The organism is Mesorhizobium sp. GW821-FHT04C10 (assembly GCF_059420305.1).
In genome coordinates this window covers 1,604,325-1,627,387 of record NZ_JBWKTL010000001.1, presented here as the reverse complement: position 1 = coordinate 1,627,387, position 23,063 = coordinate 1,604,325, and the positions used below count along the sequence as shown (strand labels likewise).

Annotated in this window: 26 protein-coding genes; 11 read left to right on the top strand and 15 right to left on the bottom strand. The window is 61.4% G+C overall.

Annotated elements, in window-relative coordinates; translation table 11 throughout:
• Positions 1-52: 52 nt before the first annotated feature.
• A complete protein-coding gene (locus AC07UC_RS07910; protein WP_494904994.1) occupies positions 53-898 on the bottom strand; it encodes an alpha/beta fold hydrolase in 846 nt (281 codons plus the stop codon).
• A gap of 90 nt (positions 899-988) precedes the next feature.
• Between AC07UC_RS07910 and AC07UC_RS07905 the strand changes: the two genes are divergently transcribed.
• The 3 genes from AC07UC_RS07905 (at position 989) to AC07UC_RS07895 (ending at position 2,422) form a co-directional block, all read left to right on the top strand.
• Positions 989-1,510: a winged helix-turn-helix transcriptional regulator gene (locus AC07UC_RS07905; RefSeq protein ID WP_140776994.1), complete on the top strand. Its 522-nt coding sequence runs from the start codon at positions 989-991 to the stop codon at positions 1,508-1,510.
• Positions 1,511-1,586: 76 nt separating this feature from the next.
• Positions 1,587-1,820: a hypothetical protein gene (locus tag AC07UC_RS07900; RefSeq protein WP_056576497.1), complete on the top strand. Its 234-nt coding sequence runs from the start codon at positions 1,587-1,589 to the stop codon at positions 1,818-1,820.
• 170 nt (positions 1,821-1,990) lie between these two features.
• Entirely contained in the window at positions 1,991-2,422 is a 432-nt protein-coding gene (locus tag AC07UC_RS07895) for a GlcG/HbpS family heme-binding protein (RefSeq protein WP_172348204.1), read from the top strand.
• 72 nt (positions 2,423-2,494) lie between these two features.
• Here the strand turns inward: AC07UC_RS07895 and AC07UC_RS07890 are convergent, their stop codons facing one another.
• From AC07UC_RS07890 to AC07UC_RS07855, 8 genes are all read right to left on the bottom strand, one after another.
• Positions 2,495-2,896, bottom strand: a complete 402-nt coding sequence (locus AC07UC_RS07890; protein WP_483120184.1) for a hypothetical protein — start codon at positions 2,894-2,896, stop codon at positions 2,495-2,497.
• Positions 2,897-3,050: 154 nt separating this feature from the next.
• Positions 3,051-4,004 (bottom strand): agmatinase, encoded by a 954-nt coding sequence (locus tag AC07UC_RS07885; RefSeq protein WP_494904991.1) that lies wholly within the window; start codon positions 4,002-4,004, stop codon positions 3,051-3,053.
• A 33-nt stretch (positions 4,005-4,037) separates the two neighbouring features.
• Complete coding sequence (locus AC07UC_RS07880) at positions 4,038-4,712, bottom strand: amino acid ABC transporter permease (RefSeq protein ID WP_494904990.1); 675 nt, start codon at positions 4,710-4,712, stop codon at positions 4,038-4,040.
• On the bottom strand, positions 4,709-5,368 hold the full coding sequence (locus AC07UC_RS07875) for an amino acid ABC transporter permease (RefSeq protein WP_494904989.1): 660 nt from the start codon (positions 5,366-5,368) through the stop codon (positions 4,709-4,711). Before AC07UC_RS07875 ends, AC07UC_RS07880 begins: the two co-directional genes overlap by 4 nt.
• 100 nt (positions 5,369-5,468) lie before the next feature.
• Positions 5,469-6,326, bottom strand: a complete 858-nt coding sequence (locus AC07UC_RS07870; protein WP_202325618.1) for a transporter substrate-binding domain-containing protein — start codon at positions 6,324-6,326, stop codon at positions 5,469-5,471.
• 2 nt (positions 6,327-6,328) lie between these two features.
• Complete coding sequence (locus AC07UC_RS07865) at positions 6,329-6,913, bottom strand: Lrp/AsnC family transcriptional regulator (RefSeq protein WP_202325617.1); 585 nt, start codon at positions 6,911-6,913, stop codon at positions 6,329-6,331.
• Positions 6,914-7,192: 279 nt separating this feature from the next.
• On the bottom strand, positions 7,193-7,375 hold the full coding sequence (gene rpmF, locus AC07UC_RS07860; protein ID WP_008834724.1) for a 50S ribosomal protein L32: 183 nt from the start codon (positions 7,373-7,375) through the stop codon (positions 7,193-7,195).
• Positions 7,376-7,664: 289 nt separating this feature from the next.
• Positions 7,665-8,426 (bottom strand): biosynthetic peptidoglycan transglycosylase, encoded by a 762-nt coding sequence (locus AC07UC_RS07855; protein WP_140777010.1) that lies wholly within the window; start codon positions 8,424-8,426, stop codon positions 7,665-7,667.
• A 221-nt stretch (positions 8,427-8,647) separates the two neighbouring features.
• On the opposite strand from AC07UC_RS07855, the gene AC07UC_RS07850 reads away from it, so the two are divergent.
• The 3 genes from AC07UC_RS07850 (at position 8,648) to AC07UC_RS07840 (ending at position 12,826) form a co-directional block, all read left to right on the top strand.
• Positions 8,648-9,565 (top strand): polyprenyl synthetase family protein, encoded by a 918-nt coding sequence (locus AC07UC_RS07850; RefSeq protein WP_494904987.1) that lies wholly within the window; start codon positions 8,648-8,650, stop codon positions 9,563-9,565.
• A 55-nt stretch (positions 9,566-9,620) separates the two neighbouring features.
• The gene (locus AC07UC_RS07845) at positions 9,621-10,376 is read left to right on the top strand and encodes an SDR family oxidoreductase (protein WP_494904985.1); all 756 of its coding nucleotides are present in this window, start codon (positions 9,621-9,623) and stop codon (positions 10,374-10,376) included.
• Positions 10,377-10,489: 113 nt separating this feature from the next.
• Positions 10,490-12,826, top strand: a complete 2,337-nt coding sequence (locus AC07UC_RS07840) for a response regulator (protein WP_494904984.1) — start codon at positions 10,490-10,492, stop codon at positions 12,824-12,826.
• Positions 12,827-12,832: 6 nt separating this feature from the next.
• Here the strand turns inward: AC07UC_RS07840 and AC07UC_RS07835 are convergent, their stop codons facing one another.
• The 5 genes from AC07UC_RS07835 to AC07UC_RS07815 form a co-directional block, all read right to left on the bottom strand.
• Complete coding sequence (locus AC07UC_RS07835; RefSeq protein ID WP_494904983.1) at positions 12,833-13,594, bottom strand: Stf0 family sulfotransferase; 762 nt, start codon at positions 13,592-13,594, stop codon at positions 12,833-12,835.
• A 56-nt stretch (positions 13,595-13,650) separates the two neighbouring features.
• On the bottom strand, positions 13,651-14,202 hold the full coding sequence (locus AC07UC_RS07830) for a phosphotransferase-like protein (protein WP_494904981.1): 552 nt from the start codon (positions 14,200-14,202) through the stop codon (positions 13,651-13,653).
• Between the two features lie 38 nt (positions 14,203-14,240).
• The gene (locus AC07UC_RS07825) at positions 14,241-15,095 is read right to left on the bottom strand and encodes a lytic transglycosylase domain-containing protein (protein ID WP_140777019.1); all 855 of its coding nucleotides are present in this window, start codon (positions 15,093-15,095) and stop codon (positions 14,241-14,243) included.
• A 5-nt stretch (positions 15,096-15,100) separates the two neighbouring features.
• Positions 15,101-16,354, bottom strand: a complete 1,254-nt coding sequence (ispG, locus tag AC07UC_RS07820) for a flavodoxin-dependent (E)-4-hydroxy-3-methylbut-2-enyl-diphosphate synthase (RefSeq protein WP_494904978.1) — start codon at positions 16,352-16,354, stop codon at positions 15,101-15,103.
• 620 nt (positions 16,355-16,974) lie between these two features.
• Positions 16,975-17,154, bottom strand: a complete 180-nt coding sequence (locus tag AC07UC_RS07815) for a YdcH family protein (RefSeq protein ID WP_010911953.1) — start codon at positions 17,152-17,154, stop codon at positions 16,975-16,977.
• A gap of 242 nt (positions 17,155-17,396) precedes the next feature.
• Here AC07UC_RS07815 and AC07UC_RS07810 point away from each other — a divergent pair, with 242 nt between their 5' ends.
• The gene (locus AC07UC_RS07810; RefSeq protein ID WP_010911954.1) at positions 17,397-17,600 is read left to right on the top strand and encodes a YdcH family protein; all 204 of its coding nucleotides are present in this window, start codon (positions 17,397-17,399) and stop codon (positions 17,598-17,600) included.
• Between the two features lie 263 nt (positions 17,601-17,863).
• The gene (locus AC07UC_RS07805; RefSeq protein WP_494904976.1) at positions 17,864-19,840 is read left to right on the top strand and encodes an AAA family ATPase; all 1,977 of its coding nucleotides are present in this window, start codon (positions 17,864-17,866) and stop codon (positions 19,838-19,840) included.
• Between the two features lie 40 nt (positions 19,841-19,880).
• Here the strand turns inward: AC07UC_RS07805 and AC07UC_RS07800 are convergent, their stop codons facing one another.
• Entirely contained in the window at positions 19,881-20,669 is a 789-nt protein-coding gene (locus AC07UC_RS07800; protein ID WP_494904974.1) for an IclR family transcriptional regulator, read from the bottom strand.
• A 171-nt stretch (positions 20,670-20,840) separates the two neighbouring features.
• On the opposite strand from AC07UC_RS07800, the gene AC07UC_RS07795 reads away from it, so the two are divergent.
• The 3 genes from AC07UC_RS07795 to AC07UC_RS07785 all read left to right on the top strand — a co-directional run bounded on the left by AC07UC_RS07795 (position 20,841) and on the right by AC07UC_RS07785 (position 23,062).
• Positions 20,841-21,671, top strand: a complete 831-nt coding sequence (locus AC07UC_RS07795) for a transporter substrate-binding protein (protein ID WP_171883346.1) — start codon at positions 20,841-20,843, stop codon at positions 21,669-21,671.
• A gap of 73 nt (positions 21,672-21,744) precedes the next feature.
• Positions 21,745-22,410: an amino acid ABC transporter permease gene (locus AC07UC_RS07790; protein ID WP_056575612.1), complete on the top strand. Its 666-nt coding sequence runs from the start codon at positions 21,745-21,747 to the stop codon at positions 22,408-22,410.
• Position 22,411: 1 nt separating this feature from the next.
• On the top strand, positions 22,412-23,062 hold the full coding sequence (locus AC07UC_RS07785; protein WP_140777025.1) for an amino acid ABC transporter permease: 651 nt from the start codon (positions 22,412-22,414) through the stop codon (positions 23,060-23,062).
• Position 23,063: the final 1 nt, after the last annotated feature.

Here is a 23,063-nt window from a genome sequence, read left to right as displayed (position 1 = left end):
TGAAGCATTTACTTCACTATTGTGCCAAGCCTTGCCCGTCAAGGCCGACATATCAGGTCCCCTGGTTGGACCTGATATGCATGATGATGGCGGCCGATATCGCCGGCCAGTCCTGAGGATGCAGTTCATGGCCGCCGCCGTCGACGCGAAGGAATTTCGCGCCGGCGACCGCCCGGGCCAGCGCCTCGCCATGTTCGACCGGAAAAATGGGATCGGCGGTGCCATGGATGACCAGCAGCGGGGCTTGCATCTCGTGCAGGCGGCCCTTCCACTTGGAGCCGCCCTTGAGCGAGAAATGATTGGTCGCGCTCAGGAACCCGCCGGATCGGTCGTAATCCTGTTCGATGAAGGCTCTCATCCCGGCCTCGTCGAATGGATGGGCGATGCTGGCGATCGCCCTGGTATCCCTGACCATGAAGTCGATCACCTGGCGGCGGTCCGTCCAGTCGAGGTCGGCGCCCTCGGCCGAATGCTCGATATAGGCATCGCTCATCCTTGGCAGATGCGAGGTGTCCATCCCCATCGGCGAGCTGCTGATCACGGTCAGCGATGCAACACGGGAGGGGTGCCTGAGCGTCACGAGTTGCGCGATCATGCCGCCCATCGACATGCCGGCGACATGGGCCTTGCCGATGCCATGACTGTCGAGCACACCAATCGCATCGTCCGCCATGTCGTCGAATGTGTAGGACGGCTCGCCAGGCGGATATTTGGTCGAGCGGCCGGTATCGCGATTGTCGTAGCGGATCACGTACAACCCGGCATCCGCCAACTCCCGGCAAAATGCCACCGGCCACCACAGCATCGAAGCCATCGCGCCCATGATCAGCAGCAGCGGAGGATTTTCCGGGTCGCCGAAGGTTTCGGACAGGATCACGGGACGGTCGATCGTCGACATTGTAGGTCTCCAAACTGATTGCATTTTGCAATCAGTTGCACCATAGTAAAACTGATACGATAATGCAACTGGTTTTATGGAGAGAATCGAATGAGCCTCGATCGCCGGTCCGGCTGCCCGATCAACCTGTCGCTGGAAGTGTTCGGCGACCGCTGGAGCCTGATCATCCTGCGTGACATGATTTTCGGCGGCAGGCGCCATTTTCGCGAGCTGCTCAACGGATCGATGGAACGCATTGCCTCAAACATCCTCGCCGACCGGTTGAAGCGGCTGATGGAGCTCGGCATGCTGACCAAAGCCGACGACCCCTCGCACAAGCAGAAGGCGATCTACAGCCTGACCGAGATGGCCATCACGCTGGTACCGATCCTGGCCCATCTTGGCGCCTGGGGCCGGGTCTGGCTGCCGACCAGCGAGGAACTCTCGATCCGGGCCGAGCTCCTGGAAAAGGGCGGACCGCCATTGTGGGAGAAATTCATGGACGAGTTGCGCCATGAGCATCTCGGCACGCCGCTCGATACGGCGACTGGCCCTTCTGTCCGCGCGACCCTGCAGGCTGCCTATGAAGCCGTGGTCGCGGGCAAGGCTCTCGGCACCAGCCCGGCCGCGTGACCAACTATTTTCCCCGCTAAGAGGCCGGCTCTGCTAGAAGAAGCGGAAACCACAATTCACGGGATTGGATAAGGTCTTGGTTGAGAACTCTCGGGATGCCGCCCGCGCGCGCGCCGATCTGCGCTTCAAGAAGCAGGAAGAGGCAGCAACCGTCCGCCAGAAAGCGATGGCGGAATACGCCGCGGAGAGTGATGCCCGCAAAGCCAAGACCGACAAGCTGCGGGCGCTGCGGCTCGCCAAGGAAGCCGAAGACCTCGCCAACGCGCCGGCAGTTCCTGCCAAGAAGCCTGCGCGCGCCAAGAAGAAATAGCGCGCCGCTCTCCAGTGAACCGACACTGCTCGGATACATCAGCTCGACGGCACCATCCAGACAGCCCCGGCCTTCATTCCATCGCTTCGCAAGAAGCAATTTCAAGCGAAACCGGGATTGCTTCGTGCGGCCGGTCGCCGATCATTGCCCTTTTCAAACAGGAGATTGCCGTGACCGCACTGCCGCTCGAAAAAGCCCGTCAAATCATCGATGCCGCCTTCGCCAAGGGTGCCGATCTCAAGCTCAAGCCGCTGGGTGTCTCGGTGCTTGACGCCGGTGGCCATCTGGTCGCCTTCCAGCGCCAGGACGGCGCCTCGTTCCTGCGCCCGCAAATGTCGGCGGGCAAGGCCTATGGCGCACTGGCCATCGGCATGGGCTCGCGTAAGGTCGAGGCCTTCGCCAAGGAGCGCCCCCATCTGGTCGCCGGCATTTCCGATGTGTCGGGCGGACGCGTACTGCCTGTGGTCGGCGGCGTGCTGATCCGCGACAAGGCCGGCACCATCATCGGCGCCGTCGGCATTTCCGGCGACACCTCGGACAATGACGAGGCCGCGGCCATAGCCGGTATCGAGGCCGCCGGCTTTACCGCCGACCCAGGCTGAGGGCCGGGGACCCGACGGGCGTTTCCGCCAACTGTCGGCACAAGCGCCCGTCAAACTTCCGCGCGGAAGGAGCTAGTTCAGGTTGATGTCCCGGCTTGCCGACCGCATCGACACCGCGAACCCGGCCAGCACATCGAACAGCGCGATGATCATCAGCGTGAAGAAGATGGAATGCGCCGCGCCCTTGACCAGAAGGAACTCGACCAGGAAGGCGACGAAGACCAGCGTCGACAGAAGGTGGTCCATGATCGAAGCGCCGGTCGTGCGCGCCGCCTTCACCATTTCGAGGAACAGGAAGATCAGCCCGAGCAGCACCATCAGGTCGCCAAGCGTCATCGAGAAAACTCCACCAGACATCATGCGGAACGAGAAGATCTCGCTCGCCCATGGATCGTCGCCGCCACCGAATATACCCAGCAGGCCGAGATTGTAGAGAATGAAAGGCACGATCAAAAGCGGGACGGCACCGAACATCTGGCGTCTCCATAGGGGGCACCTTCTGTAGAATGCGCCACTGGCACGCCGTCAAGATTTTTCGTGCGCCGCCGCGAACACGGTCGAAGACCGGATGCAACAACCATGTCAGCCGGCTGCCCGGCTGACATGGAGCAAACGAGAGATAAAAGGCTCAGCGCTTGAAGTAGCCGGCACGCACGGCGGCACCGATGACGTTGAGGATGATATGGCCGGCCGTCATCGAGGTGATCTCGTTGACATCGCGCGCCGGCGCGATCTCGACGATATCCATGCCGACGAGACGACCCTTGCCGACCAGCCCCTTGATCAGGTCGATCGTCTGGCGGTAGCTGATGCCGCCCGGCTGCGGGCCCTCCACCGCCGGCATGACCGCAGGGTCAAGTCCGTCGGCGTCGATGGTAAGGTAGTAGCGGCCGCCATCCGGAATGCGCTGGAGCAGCGCGGCGGTGCCGATATCCTGCCATTCGTTGGTGGTGATGATGTTGGCGCCGTAGGCGCGGGCCGCCTCCACCTCCTCGGTACGCGCACTGCCCTGGCCTCGAATGCCGACCTGGAAGATATCCTTGATATGCGCCATCTCCGAGGCCCGCCGGATGGTGCTGGAATAGCCTTCCTTGACACCGTTGACATTGTCGCGCCAGTCGAGATGGGCGTCGAGCTGCACCAGCGTGATCGGGCCTTCGCCATCGAGCGCCCGGAAGATCGGGATCGGAATGCCGTGGTCGCCGCCGATGGTGATCGGCAGTGCGCCGGCGGCGAGGATCTTGCGGATCGCCGCCTCGGCCCTGCCGTAGTGCCCGACATGATCGGCGGCATTGCCCGGCACGTCGCCGACATCGACCACCTTGATGTCCTGGCCGGCGAAGACCGGCCCGCCAATATCGAAATCATGGCGGTCGAGCGCCTGGCTGATGCGCTGCGAGGCGCGCCGTACCGCAGTCGGCGCGTTGGTCTGGTCGTTGATCAGCTCGTCGATCGTGTAGGGGTCGCCATAGGGCATGCCGATGATGGCGACATCGGCCTTCAGCGTGTCGAGATCCTCGACCAGCGGGAAGTTCAGGAATGTCTGGAAGACATCGCGCGGCGCGGCGGTGAGTTTGGACATGGGGTCTCCTCTGTGTTGAAAGGCTTTTTTGGATCAGGCGCCACGGCGGGCTGCGAGATGGGGCTGCAGCCTGTGCTCCAGGCTGCGCGAGATTGCCGCGACAAGGGCGGTCAGCCCCCAATACAGCAATGCGATGGCGGTGAAGATCTCCACCGGCGAGAAGGTGCGGCCGATGATGTTCTGGGCCATGTAGGTGAGTTCTGGCACGGTGATCGCCGACAGGATCGCCGATTCCTTGATCAATGTGATGGTGAGGTTGGTGGCCGCCGGCAGTATGTAGCCAAGCACCTGCGGCACCAGGACCTTGCGGAAGATGGTGAGGTAGCGCAGGCCCAGCGCATAGCCGGCCTCGACCTGGCCATATGAGATGGACTGGATCGCGCCTCTGATGATCTCGGCGGAATAGGCGCTGGCATAGGCCGACAGCGCACCGATCGAGACCACCACCGGCGAGAGCCGGATGCCGAACATCGGCAAGGCGTAGAACAAAAGGAAAATCTGGATCAGGAACGGGATGTTGCGGAAGATCTCGACATAGGCCGACACGATTGCCGCCGGCAGCCGTCCGCCCCTCAGCCTCACCAGCGCCAGCAAGATGCCGAGTGCGAAGCCGAATGGCAGCGACACTGCGCACATCAGCACCGTATTGCCAAAACCCTTGGCCAGGATCTGCCAGTTGTCCGCGATGACGGTGAAATCGAACGTCATGCGCGCGCGCCTTCCGCCTTGCGCTCCAGATGCCGGGTCAAAAGGCTGCAGGAAAACAGCACGATGAAATACAGCACCGCGGCGATACAGAACGCCTCGACCGGCCGGTAGGTAACGTTCATGATGTTCTGCGCGGTGCGGGTCAGCTCGACCACGGCGATCACGGACAGGATGGACGAGGCCTTCACCAGCATGGTGAACTCGTTGACCATCGGCGGGATGATGGCCCTGAACAGCTGCGGCATGATGATCTTGAACCAGGTCACCACGGGTTTCAGGCCGAGCGCCTTGGCCGCTTCATACTGGCCGGAGGGAATGCGTGTCAGCCCGGCGCGCAGGATCTCGGCGACGAAGGCCGCGCTGTTGAAGCTGAGCGCCAGCACGCCCGCCAGGAGCGGCGGCAGATCGATACCGACCAGCCCCGGCAGCACGTAATAGACGACGAAGATCTGCACGATCAGCGGCGTGCCGCGGATGAAGCTGGTGTAGAGCGCGCCGATCCAGCGAACCAGGCGCCAGCGCGACCGGCCGCAGGCCAGCAGGCCGAAGCCGATCAGCGTGCCGGCCAGGAACCCCAGCGCTGAGACGCCGAGCGTGATGCCGGCGCCGGTCAGGAATTGCGGCAGGAAGGTCAGCGTTTTTGAAAAATGGAACATTTTTCAGCTCGAACGGAGAAGCACCGTCCGGCGTCGGCGCGGGCGATAGCCGCGACAGCGCATCGCCTGCGCCACGCCAGACAAGTTCAGGGGAAACGATTCAGAGCGCGCCGGGCGGCAGATAGCCCTGGTCTGGCGTCTTCATCTCGAAGCCGAACCATTTCAGCTGCAACTCCTTCAGCTTGCCGCTGTCCTTCAGCTCGCCGATCTTGGTGTTGATGAATTCGCGCAGGTCCTTGTCCTCCGGCCGCACGACCCAGGACAGGTAGGAGAATTCGCCGATCGAGCCGACGACCTTGTAGGTGTCGGGGACGTTCTTCATCAGCACCGCCGCCGAAGGCGAGGCAATGACAATCGCATCGACCTGGCCGGAAGCGAGAGCGACATGGGTCTCGGGGAAGGAGGTGAACAGCTTCAGTTCGCCGACACCCTTGCCTCCCTTGTCCTTGAGTTCCTTGTCATAGGCTTCGATGATCGGCTGCACGGACGAGGCAAGCTGCGTTGCCACCACCATGCCGCTGATGTCTTCCGGCTTCTTGATGCGCTCCTCATCGGCGCGCACCACGATGACGTTCTCGAACGAGCCCGTCGGCCTCGTATAGGCATATTTCGCCGCCCGCTCGGCATTGATGCCGGTCGAGGTGGCCATCAGGTCGAACTTCTTCGCCAGCAGGCCCGGCAGCAGCCCCTGGAACGGCAGGTTGAGCTGGTCGAGCTTCACGCCGAGCTGGCTCACCACATAGTCGAGGATGTCCTTGTTGTAGCCGACGATCTGGCCGTCGCGGACGAACTCGAACGGCTCGAAGGCGGCCTCGGTACCGACGACGATGGTGCCGCGCTGCTTGATCTGGTCGACAAGCCCGTCAGCATGAGCGGCGGATGCTAACGACAGGAAGAGCGGCGCGGCGGCAAGCAGAGACAGGACGCGGCGGCGCGATGCGGAAAGGAACTCACCCATTGTTACCCTCTTTTTTCTTCGGTTTTGCTGCGCTGGTAGGCCCGGCCCGAGTGCTTGAACACGCGGCCGATCATGTAGCTCTCGGAATCCTTGATCCCGGGAACGTTCGCCAGTTCGCTGACCAGGAAGTCATGCAAGCTGGTCGTTGATGGCAAAGTGAGTTGGATGATGATGTCGAACGGCCCGGTCATGGCGTAGACGCTGTCGACGAACGAATATTCCGACAGTTTCCGGGCGACGCTGATGATGTGCTCGCGATCGACATCGAACCCGACAATGGCGGCGATGCCGACATCGCTGCGCAGGGGGCGCACGACCGCCTGGATGCAGATATCCGGATCCTCGAGCACGCGCGCCATTTTCCGCCGCACCGTCGCTTCGGTGACGCCGATGCGCTTGGCGATATCGACGCTCGACATCCGCCCGTCGACCTTGAGTTGGGAAAGCACCGCCTGTTCGGTGTCGTCGAGATCACTCGTGCTGACGAAATCCCACATGCAATTCCCCATTGGTGTCGATTTCCGACTATTATTTTGAAAATTACATAAGAAATCGTCAAGCACAATCCCACCCATGCCGAAAACCATCGAAGGGTGGCCTATCGATGGTCGGATGAGATCTGGAAGCTGGGCTTGGTGTTGAGGGAAGTCAGGTTGATGGACGTCAGCCAGTGAGGGTCGCGCGGCGCGCGGGCATCCGACGCGCATGGAAACAGCCCCCGTTGGAGGCAGCCTCAAGAGCATGTCGGTGTCCTGGAGTGGGCGGTGGCCCGAGCCTTCGGCTCCGATCGTCAAAATTCCGCCAAACGCAAAAAGACCGGCCAGAGGCCGGTCCTTTGTAACTCAAAACCTTCAAAAAAGCTGGTTTCAGCTTTCCTTGGGGGTCAGCACCTGGCGACCGCGATACATGCCGGTCTTCAGGTCGATATGGTGCGGGCGGCGCATTTCGCCGGAATTCTTGTCCTCGACATAGGTCGGGGCCTTGAGGGCGTCGGCCGAGCGGCGCATGCCGCGCTTGGACGGAGAGGTTTTGCGTTTCGGAACGGCCATGGATATGCTCCACTACATGGTCAAAAGCCCAGCCCGCCCTCGTGAAAGGGCCATGTCGGGGCCTAAATCTGAGAAAGTCGGGTGCCTATACACGCCTGACACTGTTTTGGCCAGCACTACAGTGAATTTTTTTGAGTCGGCTAGGCTAGGGTGTATTGAGGTTCAGGTCAGGCCGAGCCGAAAACGATGGATACCGAGGACCGGAGCGGAGCGTACTTGAAGTACGTGAGCACCGGAAGCGCAGGTGTCCGCCGTTTGCAGGCCGGCATCACCTGAACATCGATATAGCCTATTCCAGACAGCCGACATAGGCGCCTGAACGGCCGGCACGCCGCTCGATCAGATTGGCGAGCCGTCTCAAGCCCGGCCCGGGTTTTGCCGGATTGCGGGCGATCGGATTGGGCAGCGTGACGGCCAGAAGCGCCGCCTGCCGTCTGGACAGTTGTTTTGCCGGAATGCCGAAATGGTGCTGCGCCGCCGCCTCGATGCCGTAGATGCCGGGGCCCCATTCGGCGATATTGAGGTAGATCTCCATGATCCGCCGTTTCGACATCACCGCGTCGAAATAGACGGCCAGCGGCAGTTCGACGACCTTGCGCACCGAGCCCAGCGGCCTCGACCACAGGAACAGGTTCTTCACCGTCTGCATGGTGATGGTCGAGGCGCCGCGCGTCGCCTCGCCGGCCAGCGCATCGTCGACGACCCCCCTGAGTTCGCCGAGATCGACGCCGCGGTGGAAGCAGAACTGACCGTCCTCCGACATGATGACGGAATGGGCCAGCACCGGCGCGACATCGTCGATCGACACCCAGCGCCGGTCATAGCCAGAGAAGGTCGCCAGATCCTTCAGCATCAGCGTCGACACCGGATGCACGAAGGACGGCAGGTAAAGAAAGGTCAGCACTGTCGGGATCAGCGCCAGCACGGCGGCCGCGATGAGGCCGCGCCGGACCCAGCGCCTGAGACCGCGGCGGTTCACGCCGCGCGATCTCGTCGCCATGTCCAGCTTTTCGGTTTCATGATCGACGATCGGTTCCGCCAAGCCGCCCAACCCGTGCCAGAGAGATCCTTTTGAAACTCCCTCCTGTTCATCACATGACGGTGTTTTCGAGACCCGGAACGAGCGTACATTCGAGTACGCAAGCACCGGAAGCGCGGAAAACGCCTTCAGATGACCGCAGGAGGAGAGTTTCCAAACGGGCTCTTACCGCTCCGGCATAATGGCGCTTGCCTTCTTGCGCAACGTCTGAGTGTCGGCTACCGCTCCCGGCCATGACGAATGACGACGAAATGGCGTTCGAAATGGCGCTTATCCGGCGGGCAGCCGCCATCGAGGTGCTGCTGCGGCGGTTGCTCGACGATCGCCCGCTTTCGGGCGAGATCGCGCGGCCCGATCGTCTGATGGCGGCGATGCGCCATGGCGTGCTGAACGGCGGCAAGCGCCTGCGGCCGTTTCTGGTCATGGAAAGTGCCGCCCTGTTTTCGGCCGATGGCGAAGCGGCGCTGCGCGTCGCGGCGGCGCTCGAATGCGTGCACTGCTATTCGCTGATCCATGACGACCTGCCGGCGATGGACGACGATGATCTGCGCCGCGGCCAGCCGACCGTGCACAGGGCCTTCGACGAGGCGACAGCCATCCTGGCCGGCGACGCCTTGCTGACCCTGGCCTTCGACATCATCGCCAGCGAGGCGACCGTGTTGCCGGCCGAGCGGCGGGCCGCCCTGGTGCTGGCGCTTGCCCGCGCCGCCGGTGCCGGCGGCATGGTCGGCGGCCAGAAACTCGATCTCGAGGCCGAACAGGCAGCGCCCGACGAGGCCGGCATCATCCGGCTGCAGGCGATGAAAACCGGCGCGCTGATCCGCTTCGCCTGCGAGGCGGGTGCCATCATCGCCGGCGCACCGGCTGAGGATCGCGAACGGCTCGCCGAATTCGGCTCGGCGATCGGCCTCGCCTTCCAGCTTGCCGACGACCTGCTCGATTTGACGGCCGACGCCAGCCAGATGGGCAAGGCGACCGGCAAGGACGCCGCCGCCGGCAAGGCAACCCTGGTGGCGCTACATGGTGTGAACTGGGCGCGCAGCCAGTTGCATGGCCTTGTCGGCCAGGCGCACACGCTGCTCGACCCCTATGGCGACAAGGCGGCGCTGCTGAAGGAAGCCGCGACCTTCGTCGCGACGCGCAAGAGCTGACGGCAGGCCCGATATCGGCGGTGCGTGGCGAGAGGCAAATGGGAGATCAGCTTCGATGTCGTCCAATCTGTTCGATCTCAGCGGGCGCCGGGCGCTCGTAACCGGCTCGTCGCAAGGCATCGGGCTCGCTCTGGCCAAGGGCCTGGCGCAAGCCGGCGCAAGCGTGATCCTCAACGGTCGTGACGCCGCGAAACTCGGCGCGGCGGCGGCGCAGATCCCTGCGGCGGAAACGCTCGCCTTCGACGCGACCGATCATGACGCGGTCCGCTCGGCGATCGACAATTTCGAGCTGTCCGGCGGGCCGATCGACATCTTGGTCAACAATGCCGGGATGCAGTTCCGCACGCCGCTTGAAGATTTCCCCGCCGATGCGTTCGAGCGCATGCTGCAGACCAACGTCGCCAGCGTCTTCCATGTCGGTCAGGCGGTCGCACGCCACATGATCAGGCGAGGCCGCGGCAAGATCATCAACATCGCAAGTGTGCAGACAGCCCTCGCTCGCCCCGGCATCGCGCCCTACACCGCGACGAAAGGCGCGGTCGGCAACCTGACCAAGGGCATGGCGACCGACTGGGCCAAACACGGCCTGCAATGCAACGCCATCGCACCCGGCTATTTCGATACGCCGCTCAATGCGGCCCTTGTCGCCGATTCTGCCTTCAGCGCCTGGCTTGAGAAGCGCACGCCGGCCGGCCGCTGGGGCAAGGTAGAGGAACTGGTCGGGGCCTGCGTGTTCCTGGCCTCCGATGCCTCGTCCTTTGTCAACGGTCATATCCTTTATGTCGACGGCGGCATCACCGCATCGATCTGATCCGTCGCGACGCCGTATGCAAGAGCAACCGCATCGTCCGCGCGAACGAAATCTTAATGTAAATGAAGCGTAATCCCGATCGTTAAAATAATGCGTATGTGTTGGGGTTGCGCATGCCGGAATATTCTTCCTTCATCCGGTTTGTCCGGATCCGCTACCTTTCAGGACTGCTGATTTTCGCGCTGGCTTCCATGGCCATCATGATTGCGCTCGACCGTGTCAATTCCTTCCGCCATGACATCGATGCGCTGAGCAGCAACCTCGTCGTCTTCACCCGCGACCTGCGCAACGCGACCAGCTTCGCCGAGACGGCAGGGTCCGCCTGGCGCAACGAAACGCGCGATGCGCTGAGCGCTTCGGCGCGTGACCATTCCGAACGCCTGACCCGCGAGATCGACACACTGACCGCCCAGCTCGACGCGATACGTCCGCGCCTGTCGGCCAAGACCATCAACGAACTCGAAGCCTCTTCCGTCAACGGCGATCTGTTCTGGTCGCCGCGCGACATGGTGCGCAATCTCAACCTGATGTCGGTGGCGCAAAAAGCCGATGAATGGAGCTACCGGGAAATCCGCAACCAGAACGACCTGTTTGTCCAGCCGATGCTGGTGCGTGTCCGTACCGCGATGGATGACGAGCGCCATCTGGCCGACGCTTCCAGCGACCGGCTGCTGCTGTGGGCGAGCGGCCTGTTGTTCGGCGTCCTGGCCATCGTCGCCTTCTGGATCTTCCGGCCGATGGAGCAGGCGATCCGCCGCGCCTTTGCCCAATCGGCCGAATCCCTGTTCAAGGCCGAGGCCGCCGACCGTGCCAAGTCCGAATTCCTGGCCAATATGAGCCACGAGATCCGCACGCCGATGAACGGCGTGCTCGGCATGGCCGAATTGCTGGCCAAGACCGAATTGACCGCGCGCCAGAAGACCTTCACCGATGTCATCGTCAAATCGGGCAACGCGCTGCTCACCATCATCAACGACATCCTCGATTTCTCCAAGATCAATGCCGGACAGCTCACCCTGGACCCTGCCCCGTTCCGTCTCTCCGAAGCGGTCGAGGATGTGGCAACGCTGGTTTCGGCACGTGTCGCCGAAAAGAACCTAGAACTCATCGTGCGCGTCGATCCGCGCCTGCCGGCCCATGTCGTCGGCGACGCCGGGCGGTTCCGGCAGATCGTCACCAATCTGGTCGGCAATGCGGTGAAGTTCACCGAGAAGGGCCATGTGCTGATCGATGTCGGCGGCGAAACCGTCAACGATGTCGTCCACCTCAAGCTGCGCGTCGAGGATACCGGCATCGGCATCCCGGCCGAGAAACTGCAGAGCGTGTTCGAGAAATTTGCCCAGGTCGACGGGTCCTCGACCCGCCGTCACGAAGGCACCGGCCTGGGACTTGCCATCGCCGCGCGCCTCGTCGACCTGATGGCCGGCAAGATCGGCGTCGAGAGCGAGATCGGGCGCGGTTCCGTCTTCTGGTTCGCGGTGCCGCTGCCCGTGCATCACGCCGAAGCGCGCGACGCGGTCGTGCCGGTCGACGTCACCGGCGCGCGCGTCCTGGTCATCGACGACAATCCGGTCAACCGCGAGATCCTGCTCGAGCAGCTCAGAAGCTGGAGCTTCGACTGCGCGGCAGCCGAAAGCGGCGCCGTGGGGCTCGCCTTCCTCGATCGCGCCTGCCAGTTGGGTGCCAGCGTCGACTGCATCATCCTCGACTACCAGATGCCCGGCATGAACGGCGCCGATGTCGCCCGCGCCATCGCCGCCGACAGCCGGCTGTCCGCCATCCCGATCGTTATCCTGACCTCGGTCGACCAGGTCGATTTCGGCAAGATGATCATCGACTTCGGCATATCGGCGCATCTGACCAAGCCGGCGCGCTCGGCGATCCTGCTCGGCACGGTCATCTCCGTTATCCAGAAGGCCCGCTCGCAGGTCGGCAAGGCGCATTTCGTTCGCGAGCCGGTCCAGATGCCGCAGGCGGCTCCGCCTGCCTTCACGGTCATCCGTGGCCCAGCCGTGCCGGCCGTGGCAGTACCGGAATCGACGGCCACGTCGAACGGCCCGATCGACATCCTCATCGCCGAGGACAATGAGGTGAACCAGTTGGTGTTCGGCCAGATCCTCAACGGGCTTGGCCTCAGCTACCGCATCGCCGGCAACGGCCGCACGGCGGTCGAGATGTACCGGTCGCTGCATCCGAAACTGATCCTGATGGACGTCTCGATGCCCGAGATGAACGGCTACGAGGCAACCCGCGCCATCCGCGCGATCGAGGCCTCGTCGGGCGGCCACATCCCGATCGTCGGCGTCACCGCGCACGCGCTGAAGGGCGATCGCGACAAATGCATCGAGGCCGGCATGGACGACTATCTGCCGAAGCCGGTCTCGCCCGATCGCCTCGGCGCCAAGATCGGCACATGGCTCAGCGAAACGGTGGTGGCCAAGACGGCCTGATCCAGGTCACGACGCCAGGCGGGCCGCGTCAAGACGATAGCGGCGCATCCAGTCGAGGCTTGTCTCGTCGGCGAGCTTTGCGACGCCCGGCCGGATGTCGTCGGCATTCGGAGGCTGAACGCCGAGGGCCTCGCAGATGCCCAGCAACGCCGCCGCCGGATCGGCGGATAGACGCTCATAGCCAACGCGCAGCGGCGTTATGCCTTGCGCCGTGAACCAGATGTTCCAGGCCGCGTCATAGGATTCAAGTTCGGCAAGCTCCCCTTTGATCCGCTCGAAATTATATTGGGGCTCTTGCGCCGGTGCGACCCTTTCGATTTCGGTGCCGTCAGGCGCGATGTGCCAAAGACCGGTCTGCTGTGCCTTGATCAGCGAGATCGCCTGCGCGAGCTTGTTCTCCCGCGACAGATGTATGTAGAGAATGCGGCCAAAAGCTCTTTCGAAACGCGCCGTGTCCGAGGCCAGCCCTGGGAAAATCCGGTCGAGGATCGCCGAAAGTTCATCCAGGTTTTCGCGCATCAGGCGCAGGCCGAAAATCTCGGTGCCGCCCTTGCCGGCGGTGATTGCCGCATCGAGATAGGCAACATCGAATTCAAGCTCGCCCATCATGTCGCGGGCTGGCAGTTTCCACTCCTCGGCCCACTCCGACACATCCTGCCGCCGATAGAATGAGTGCGGATCGCCTGATGTCCCGGTGGATGCCAGGAGCTTGCACAGCAAAGTGCTGCCGGTTCTCGGCGTGCCGCAGATAATGTAGGCGTCGAACATCCCGTTGCCCTTGTCGTTTCACAGGCAGGGCAAACCCCCGGCCGATCCATCGCCGCCTATAGTCGAAATTGTTGCTGGATGCGACGGGCGCATTCCAGCGGGGTGAGATGGCTGGTGTCGACCTCGAGATCGTAGACTATGCCCGCGTGCACGCGCCCATATTGCCAGCGCGCCAGGCCCGGCCGCCTGTCGGCCCTCTGGGCTTCACGGGCTTCCAGGACCTCCAGCGGCGCCATGACGCCAACCCGATGGAGATCGAAGGCCGACAGCAGTTCGACATATTCAGGCATTTCGCCATTGCACAGCACATCGTCGACGATCAGGCTGTTGCCTTGCCCGGCCATGGCGGCGACGGCGTGGCGCATGCCGCGCAGGGCACGCGCTCCCGTCGGTCCGGTCCTGATCACGACCGAGGGCCGGCCGCCTTGCCGGATGGTCTCGTAGGAGAAGCCATCAGCATGGTCCTGCAAGGCATCGGGCAGCATCTCGATAAAGGTGTCCATCTGAACATGCAGGAACGGTTCGGCGGTTATTGTCTGCAACGCCCTGGCGATCGAGCTTTTGCCGGCACTGCCGACGCCATTGAGCAGGACGATCCTGGCTTTCACGTTCGATTCTCTTTCAAACATCGAGCCGGCTTCAGCCCCTAACGGTTGCGCACCACCACGCAGGCCCCGCCGACGCTCTGCAGTTTCTGGCAAATGACATTGGCGGCGGCGCGGTCGTCGATTCCGATCCTGACCGCGTAGATGCCGCGCCGCCCAATCGGCGTGCGCACCCGGCTCACCACCGGATCATGACCGGCAAGCAGGGCCGGAAACCGGCTCCTCACCCGCAGCCACTGGCTGATTGCGGCACTGCGGCGGAAATTGCCGGCCACCTGGACGCCCCATGGTTTAACGTTGATCGAGGCCATCGCCACGGTCTGGGACATGATCACCGGCAGCTTGCGGCAGGCAACGGCAAAATCCGTCTTGGCGTCGAGCGGCGCGACCTGTCCGGCATAGGCGGGGTCGGTGAACTTGTCGACCGGCTCGCCCATGATGTCGAAGACATAGCTCTCGGTCTCCATCGGCAGGAAACCGCCCGAACCCAGCCAGCGCGACACCCGGCTTTCGCCGGCATTGTAGGCGGCGGCCGCCAGGCCAAGATTGCCGTAGCTGGTCTTCATTTCGGCGAGATACTTCGCTGAGGCAGGGATCGCCTGGTTGATGTCGAAGGAATTTTCGAGCCCTCGCATCTTGGCGGTGCCCGGCATGAACTGAGCGATGCCCTCGGCGCCGACGGGGCTGACGGCGTTGGGATCGAAACGGCTTTCCTTCCAGATCAGCCGGGCGAAGAAATCCCGGGGCAGGCCGTTCTGGTCGGCATGGGCCTGGATCAAATTGCAGACCTTGTCGATCAGCCGCTGCTTGGCCGATTGCGGCGGATCGGCCTGGGCAAGCGTCGACCAGGCCACACTGCACAGGACAATCAGCGCCGCCCTGGGGAAACGCCGCATCTGGCCTACTCTGCCGCGGCCTTGCCGCTGCGACCGAACCGTTGCTCGATGTAGTCGGCGACCATTTTCTCGAAATCCGCTGCGATCGCCGGCCCCCGGAGCGTCGCCGCCTTCTTGCCGTCGACGAAGACAGGCGCCGTCGGCGTCTCGCCGGTGCCGGGCAGCGAAATGCCGATATCGGCATGCTTGGATTCGCCAGGGCCGTTGACGATGCAACCCATCACCGCGACCTTGAGGTTCTCGACACCGGGATATTTTTCGCGCCACACCGGCATGTTCTTGCGCAGATCCGCCTGGATGTTCTGGGCGAGTTCCTGGAACACGGTGGATGTCGTGCGGCCGCAGCCAGGGCAAGCGGCGACGATCGGCACGAACTGCCGGAAGCCCATCGTCTGCAGCAATTCCTGCGATACCTGCACCTCGCGCGTGCGGTCGCCATTCGGCTCGGGCGTCAGCGAGATGCGGATGGTGTCGCCAATGCCTTGCTGCAGGAGGATACCCATCGCCGCCGACGAGGCGACGATGCCTTTCGAACCCATGCCGGCCTCGGTGAGGCCGAGATGCAGCGCATGGTTGGAGCGGGTGGCGAGTTCGGTATAGACGGCGATCAGGTCCTGTACGCCGCTGACCTTGGCGGACAGGATGATCTTGTCGCGGCCAAGGCCGATCTCTTCGGCCATCTCGGCCGACAGGATAGCCGACTGCACGATCGCCTCGCGCGTCACCTCCTGCGCCGTCAGCGGAAAACCCTTGTCCTGGTTGTCATCCATCAGCCGGGTCAGGAGCTCCTGGTCGAGAGAGCCCCAATTGACGCCGATGCGCACCGGCTTGTCGTGCTTGATCGCCATCTCGACGATATCGGTGAACTGGCGGTCCTTCTTGTCCTTGAAGCCGACATTGCCCGGATTGATGCGGTATTTGGCCAGTGCCTCGGCGCAGGCCGGGTGATCGGCGAGCAATTTGTGGCCGATATAGTGGAAGTCGCCGACCAGCGGCACATTGACGCCGAGCCGCTGAAGCCGCTCATGAATGCGCGGCACGGCGGCGGCGCTCTCATCGCGGTCGACGGTGATGCGCACGATCTCGGAGCCGGCGCGGTGCAGTGCGGCAACCTGCGCGACCGTCTGGTCGATATCGGCGGTGTCGGTGTTGGTCATCGACTGCACGACAACCGGGGCACCGCCGCCGACGACCACGCCGCCGACATCGACGCCGACCGAGGTGCGGCGAGGGAAGGGAAAGGAAAAATATCCGGTCATGCCGGCAGCCTTTTGTCTCTGGAGCGCCAAGCGTCCACTTCGACGCACAAGCACACCCCGGGGCCGAAGCGCAAGAGTCCGGCATGAGGTGGAGGAGCAAAGATGGCTTGTCAATGGCGACAGGTCGCCACTGGCCCCGAAATGACCCGCAAGCAGTTCCCCGGTGCCGAAGTTTTGACGGCCGCTCGCTTGCGAATGGCATACCTTGGCCGCTAGCGGAAAACACCCATCACTTCGTCATCCACGGGCGGAGCAAGGAGCGAAGCGACGCGGCGCAGACCCGAGGATCCATGCCGCGACCTCAAAGCGTTGCCACGGTTCGGAATCTTGCTCCGCTGCACTCTACGGTCAAGGTCACGGAATGGATCCTCGGGTCTCCGCGACGGAGCTTCGCTCCTGCTCCGCCCGTGGATGACGAAATTCAGGAGGCTTCGGCCAATCTCAAATGTTTACGGTGATCCACCGAAAGGAAGCGATGGGCGCTTGTGACAGCCGAAGCGGAGACTTTTTAGAATGAAAGTTCAGCTAGGTCTTGTTGCTGAAAATCAAAACCGACCAGCACCGGCGGCGGCTGCCGCCGGCAAGGAAGACCGCATAGTGGCGGCTATGTCAGTCGGGCATCAATGCGTGGTCGGTTGCGCTTTCAATTTCTCAATCGCATCCTTGAGTGCCAGCTTGCGTCGCTTGAGATTCACGATTTCGAGGTCGTCCACCGACGGGTGGTTCATCGCGTCATCGATCTCGCGTTCGATGTCGCCGTGTTTCCGCTGCAACTCGTCAAGATGGGAAGCAAGAGACATGATTGGTTCTCCCTTTCATGGTTTCCTCGATTGCTGCCGCCAAAAGGCGCGTCCACCGCAGGTCGCTTCTGTGACGGCACAATGACACTTTGCCACCTTCCGACTGCGATGTCGAATGCTGCGTGGTAGCATTCCACGGCAATGTGAAATGTGATATGGGCTGCGCGCCGGTGGCAGAAATTGCCGCCCCCGCCCAATCAGGCCCAGTTTTTTGGGCGCCGCAGACGTGCAGACGGTAGAGAATGTCCGATCAGGAACAGGCCGATATTCGCCTCGAATTTTCCCGGCTGAAGCAGGAACACGCCGATTTCGACGCGGCGATCAACGCGATGATCGCCACCAATTGCGACCCGCTGCAGATCCAGCGCATGAAAAAGAAGAAGCTGGCGCTGAAAGACCGGCTGATGAAGCTGGAAGACAAGATCATTCCCGACATCATCGCTTGAAACCGAACCGGGCCCTTGGTCTTCTGGCTTTGAGAAGCTCGATCCGCCGGTTCGCCGTCATCACCCGCATATTCGGGCATCGTGATCTTGTCCGCAACCTCCATGCAAGTCCAATAGACGATTCATACCCTTGCATCACTATCCAGCTATCGTCAGCCACTCCCACTCACACACCAGCCCCATTGATTTGTACACGAAATCATTGCGTAGCCTGCTAACTTTTGACTACTGTGAGGCAGCTTTACCAGTAGAAGGCTACAGTTGTGATCGACCTGAGGTTTTCTCAATCTTACTCTTCGATAGTTAGTTTTCCGGACATCGATATCCCAGATTTTACCCTTATAACTGGCCCAAATGGGGTGGGTAAAACCCATTTGCTTCAGGCAATTTACCAGGGCAACATCGTAACAAGCCTAGCACCAAGTCAAAATCAGAATACTCCCGATCAGATACGGCTTCTCGACTGGACAAATATGACTCCGCAGGACAGCGGACCTTTTAATAGCGACATTCTTAGGAATGAACGGCAAAATCTATTTAATATATTCAGGAATATGAAGGGAAATCCGAGGTACATAGACCCTGCCAGAGCAGTAATACGCCAATTTGGAATTGATGGTGATTTGCTCAACGATCCTACTAGAATTCTGAAGATCACCGAAAAAACGTTAGTGTCCTTGCTGGGAGACAAACAAAAGGCACAGGCGCTAAGATCTGAAGTTGGGGAAGCATTAGCTACATTCGAAACCGCAGCACTAAATGACTTAGACCCAGGCCAGCGATCTCAGCTACAAGCAACGTCAACCTTGGCTAGGAAGCCAATTTTTGCTCTAGACGAGAAGGATATACTTTCATCGTCGGTACCCGCGTGGGGACAAAGTGACATCTTTCAGCATTCTTTTGCCCGTCTTTTTGTAGCCTACCGCGACATTAAATTGGCAAACCTATTTGCGGAATACAGGGCATCTAAAGGAGAAAATGTAGAGTTTATCGCAGGTGAAGATTTTTTTCAAATATACGGCTCTCCACCGTGGGAATTCGTTAATGATTCTCTTTTGTCAGCCGGAATTGACTTTGAGATCAATAGACCTATTGAAAACGATTACTTACCATTCCACCCGATGCTAACGAAACGATCAAGCGGCATAGCAGTCCCATTTGCAGCTCTTTCGTCTGGAGAGAAGGTGATAATGTCCTTTGCCTTTTGTGTTTATTACGCGAATGACAAGAGGCAGATAGCTAAACGCCCAAAGCTACTACTACTGGACGAAATCGATGCGCCTCTCCATCCGTCGATGTCTAGAAGCGTAGTTAACACTATAACAAAAATCCTAGTAGAATCATTTAAAATCAAAGTTATAGCCGCCACGCACTCACCTTCTACGGTGGCGTTAGCACCCGAGGAAAGCATATATACTATGAGGCCTGGTGAGGCCGGCCTCCATAAAAGCTCAAAGGCAGCAGCTCTTAACATTCTCACCATCGGTGTTCCAACGCTGGCGATCACCTATGATGGTAGAAGGCAAGTTTTTGTTGAGAGTCCTATTGATGCTAAGATCTACGATGCGCTCTATAAACTTTTGAAACCAAAGATAGCCTCTGAGCGTTCGCTGGAGTTCGTGGCCACAGGAACTCGGACGCCGGGCAAGGGGGACATAAATACCGGGTGCGATATAGTGAAGCGGCTAGTCGCAGAGCTATCAAACGCTGGCAATGTATCCGTCTTCGGTCTTTTGGATTGGGATGGAAGGCATGACCCCAGCGAAAGGATCGCTGTAGTCGGGCACCGGTCGCGAAATGGACTCGAAAACATCATCTTGGATCCGCTCCTTCTAGGACTCGCGATATGCCGGGGATTTCCGGGCTTGAAGCACGAAATCGATGTGCCCAGCCGAATGAGTTACTTCGAGTTGGCGGTAGCCGAGACCCCATTATTACAGGGAATGGTAGACGCAGTTACAAAGAAAGTCCTCGGATCTGATCCAAATATGACCGAGGGGGCGAATTATGTTGGCGGACTTAGTCTGAGGGTTGATTCCCGATATTTCACGACCGACGACCACAATTTGGAGGAAATGGTTCTGGCAGCGTTTCCTTTCTTACAATCGATCTCGAGAAATCACGGCGGTAAGTTGATGGAGCATATCGTCTCGAATGTGCTCGCAGATAATCCCGGCTTGATGCCCATGCAAGTTAAGCAGGTGATTGAGGATTTGCTGGAACGTCCAGCCCACCATTAGGTGTCCTTACCGTCATGGCTGCGGATGACATTTTAGCAGCCTATCCGGCTATAGAGAGCCGGCCGGCCCGCTCGCGCAGCAGGCCGATGAGACTGCCGGTCCGCTCGTCGGTCGTATCGATCGGAACCACCAGGCACATCGTCGCCTCGACCTTGCCCGGCGCTGAAAAGACCGGCACGGCAAGACATTTGGTGTAGGCGTCGACGAGCCCCGAGGTGACGCAGTAGCCGGTGACGCGCGCCTTGGCGATGTCGGCGATGAAATCATCGAGCCGCAGCTTGCGGCCATCGGGCAGCACGAGATCGTCCTGCGACACCATGTCCTCGATCGCGGCCCGCTCCAGCCCCGCCAGCAGCAGCCGGCCCGAAGCGGTCCAGGGCAGCGGTATCTGCAGGCCGGTGGCGGAACTGATGCGGAACGGCCTGGTGCCGGGGCTGGAGTGGACGATGGTGTAGCGGCCGCTCTGCAGCATGCACAGTTCCGAGGTCTCCCCGGTCTCGCGCGACAGATGGTCGACCTCCTGGCGCCCCCGCCGCAACAGGTCGTTGCCGCGCACATAGTCCATTCCATAGAGATAGAGCTTCTTGCCGAAATAGACGCGGTTGCCGTCGCCGGCCATTTCCAGCAGGCCTGCGTCGACCAGCGAGCGCACCAGCGTATAAGTCGTCGAGCGCGGCGCATTCACCCCCTTGGCAAGGTCGCCGATGCCGATTGCGCGCTGCGTCGTGTGCAGGAAGTCCAGGATCTCGAGCACCCGGTTGAGACCCTTTTCGCGGGAAGCCGTCGTCTTTTCATCGGCCGAAACGGCCAAGGCATTGCCATCTTGCATTGTCGATTCCTGGTGCTAGTATCTGTCTTGTACAGGATACATGCGTCTCTTGTAAGAGACAATCTTCTCATGATCACTGTCGCGTGTATTGCCTGTGCATAGGGGAACACAACACGAAAGGAGGTCGCCGTGAACGACACATCCGGAAGACGTGATTTTCTGAAATTGGGAATGGCTGGACTGGCCACCGCCGGCGTGCTGGCAACCGTCGATGCCCAGAAGGCCGCCGCTCAGGCCGCATCCGACAGCCTGCTGCGCACCGTGCTCGACCGCGGCAAGTTGATCGTCGGCACCGGCAGCACCAACGCGCCCTGGCATTTCGAGAACGATGCCGGCGAACTGGTCGGCATGGACATCACCATGGGCCGCATCCTGGCCAAGGGCCTTTTCGACGATCCGACCAAGGTCGAGTTCGTCATGCAGGATCCGGCGCAGCGTATCCCCAACGTCACCACCAACAAGGTCGACATCACCATCCAGTTCATGACGATGACGGCGCAGCGTTCGCAGCTGATCAACTTCACCCGGCCGTACTATGTCGAAGGCGTTGCCCTGCTGACGCTTCCCACCGCCGAGAACAAGACCTTCGACAAGCTGCTTGCCGGCGGTTCGGCGACGCGCATCTCCATCCTGCAGAATGTCGACGCCGAAAGCTCCGTCCACTACGCTCTGCCGCAGGCACAGGTGCTGCAGATCGACACCCAGGCCAACGTTCTGCAGGCGCTGGAATCCAAGCGCGCCGACGCTGCCGCCGTCGATCTGTCCACCGTGCGCTGGCTCGCCTCACGCAATCCGGACAAATATTTCGACGCCGGCAAGAGCTGGTATTCGATGCTCTACGGCGCCGCGCTTCGGCAAGGCGACCTCGACTGGCTGACCTTCGTCAACCAGACCTTCACCATTGCCATGTTCGGCCATGAATCGGCGCTCTATGACGCCGCCTTCAAGGACTATTTCGGCCAGGAGCCGCCGGCGCGCCACCCCGGCTTCCCGGTCATCTGATCCCGGATTGCGGAAGGGCCGCGTTCCAGCCCTTCCGCAACCTATCCGACGCCCTTCACACCAAGGCGGACGCATGGGCTACGCCCTCAATTTCAATCTGATCTGGCGGCATTTCGACAAGCTGTGGGGCGGTCTGCTGCTCAGCCTCGAGCTTGCCGTCATCTCGATCGCCATCGGCGTCGTCATCGGGCTGGTACTGGCGGTCTGGTACGTCTCGGCCGGGCGCGTGGTGCGGGCGATCATCGCCGCCTATGTCGAATTCATCCGCAACGTGCCGCTGATCCTGCTGGTCTACCTTGTCTTCTACGGCCTGCCGACCGTGGTCGACCTGGCCTACAGCGCGCCGACCTCGTTTGTCCTGACACTCTCGGTCTATAGCGGCGCCTACCTGGTCGAGGTGTTTCGCTCGGGCCTGGAGGCTGTCCCGCGCGGCCAGCTCGATGCCGGCAAGGCGATCGGCCTGACACCATGGCAAAGGCTCATCCATGTGCGCCTGCCGACCATGCTGCGCATCACGCTGCCGGCGCTGTCCAACACCTTCATCTCGCTGTTCAAGGACACGTCGATCGCCTCGGTCATCTCGGTGCCCGAGCTCACCTTCGGCGCCCAGTGGATCAACTTCAACACCTTCCGCATCGTCGAGGTCTATCTGGTGACGACGGCGATGTATCTGGTGACCGGCTACGCATTGCTTTTTGCGCTCAGGCTCGTCGAGCGCCGGTTCAGGGCGGCGCGCTGACATGCTGAGCCAGATCCTATACGCCCTCCCTTTCCTCGCCAAAGGCTTCGCGCTGACCCTTTGGGTATCGCTTCTGGTCGTGGTCCTGTCGCTCATCGCCGGCGTCCTGCTGGGTGTCGCCCTGGTCTATGGTCCCGTCCCGTTGCGCTGGGCGGTGCGCATCTTCTCGGACACCATCCGTGGCATTCCGATCCTGGTGCTGATGTTCTTCGTCTATTACGGCCTGCCCGCCATCGGACTTCATCTGCCGTCGTTCTGGGCGGCGGTGCTGGCGCTGACCCTGTTCAAGACGGCGCAGGTCATCGAATATCTCAGGGGCGCGGTCGCCTCGATTCCCAAGGGACAGTCCGAGGCCGCAATGGCGATCGGGCTGACCTTCCGCCAGCGGCTGACCTACGTCATCTTCCCGCAGGCCTTCAGGCGCTTCCTGCCGCCATGGATCAACGGCGTCACCGACGCGGTCAAGGGCAGCGCGCTGGTCTCGCTGCTCGGCATCACCGATTTGATGCAGGCCATCAACCAGGTCATCGGCCGCACCTATGAGGCGATGCCGCTCTATATCCTCGGCGCGCTCATCTACTTCTCCGTCAACTACGCGCTTTCGCTCGCCAGCCGGCGGCTTGAGCGGCGCTTTGCCTTCATTCGGGAATAGC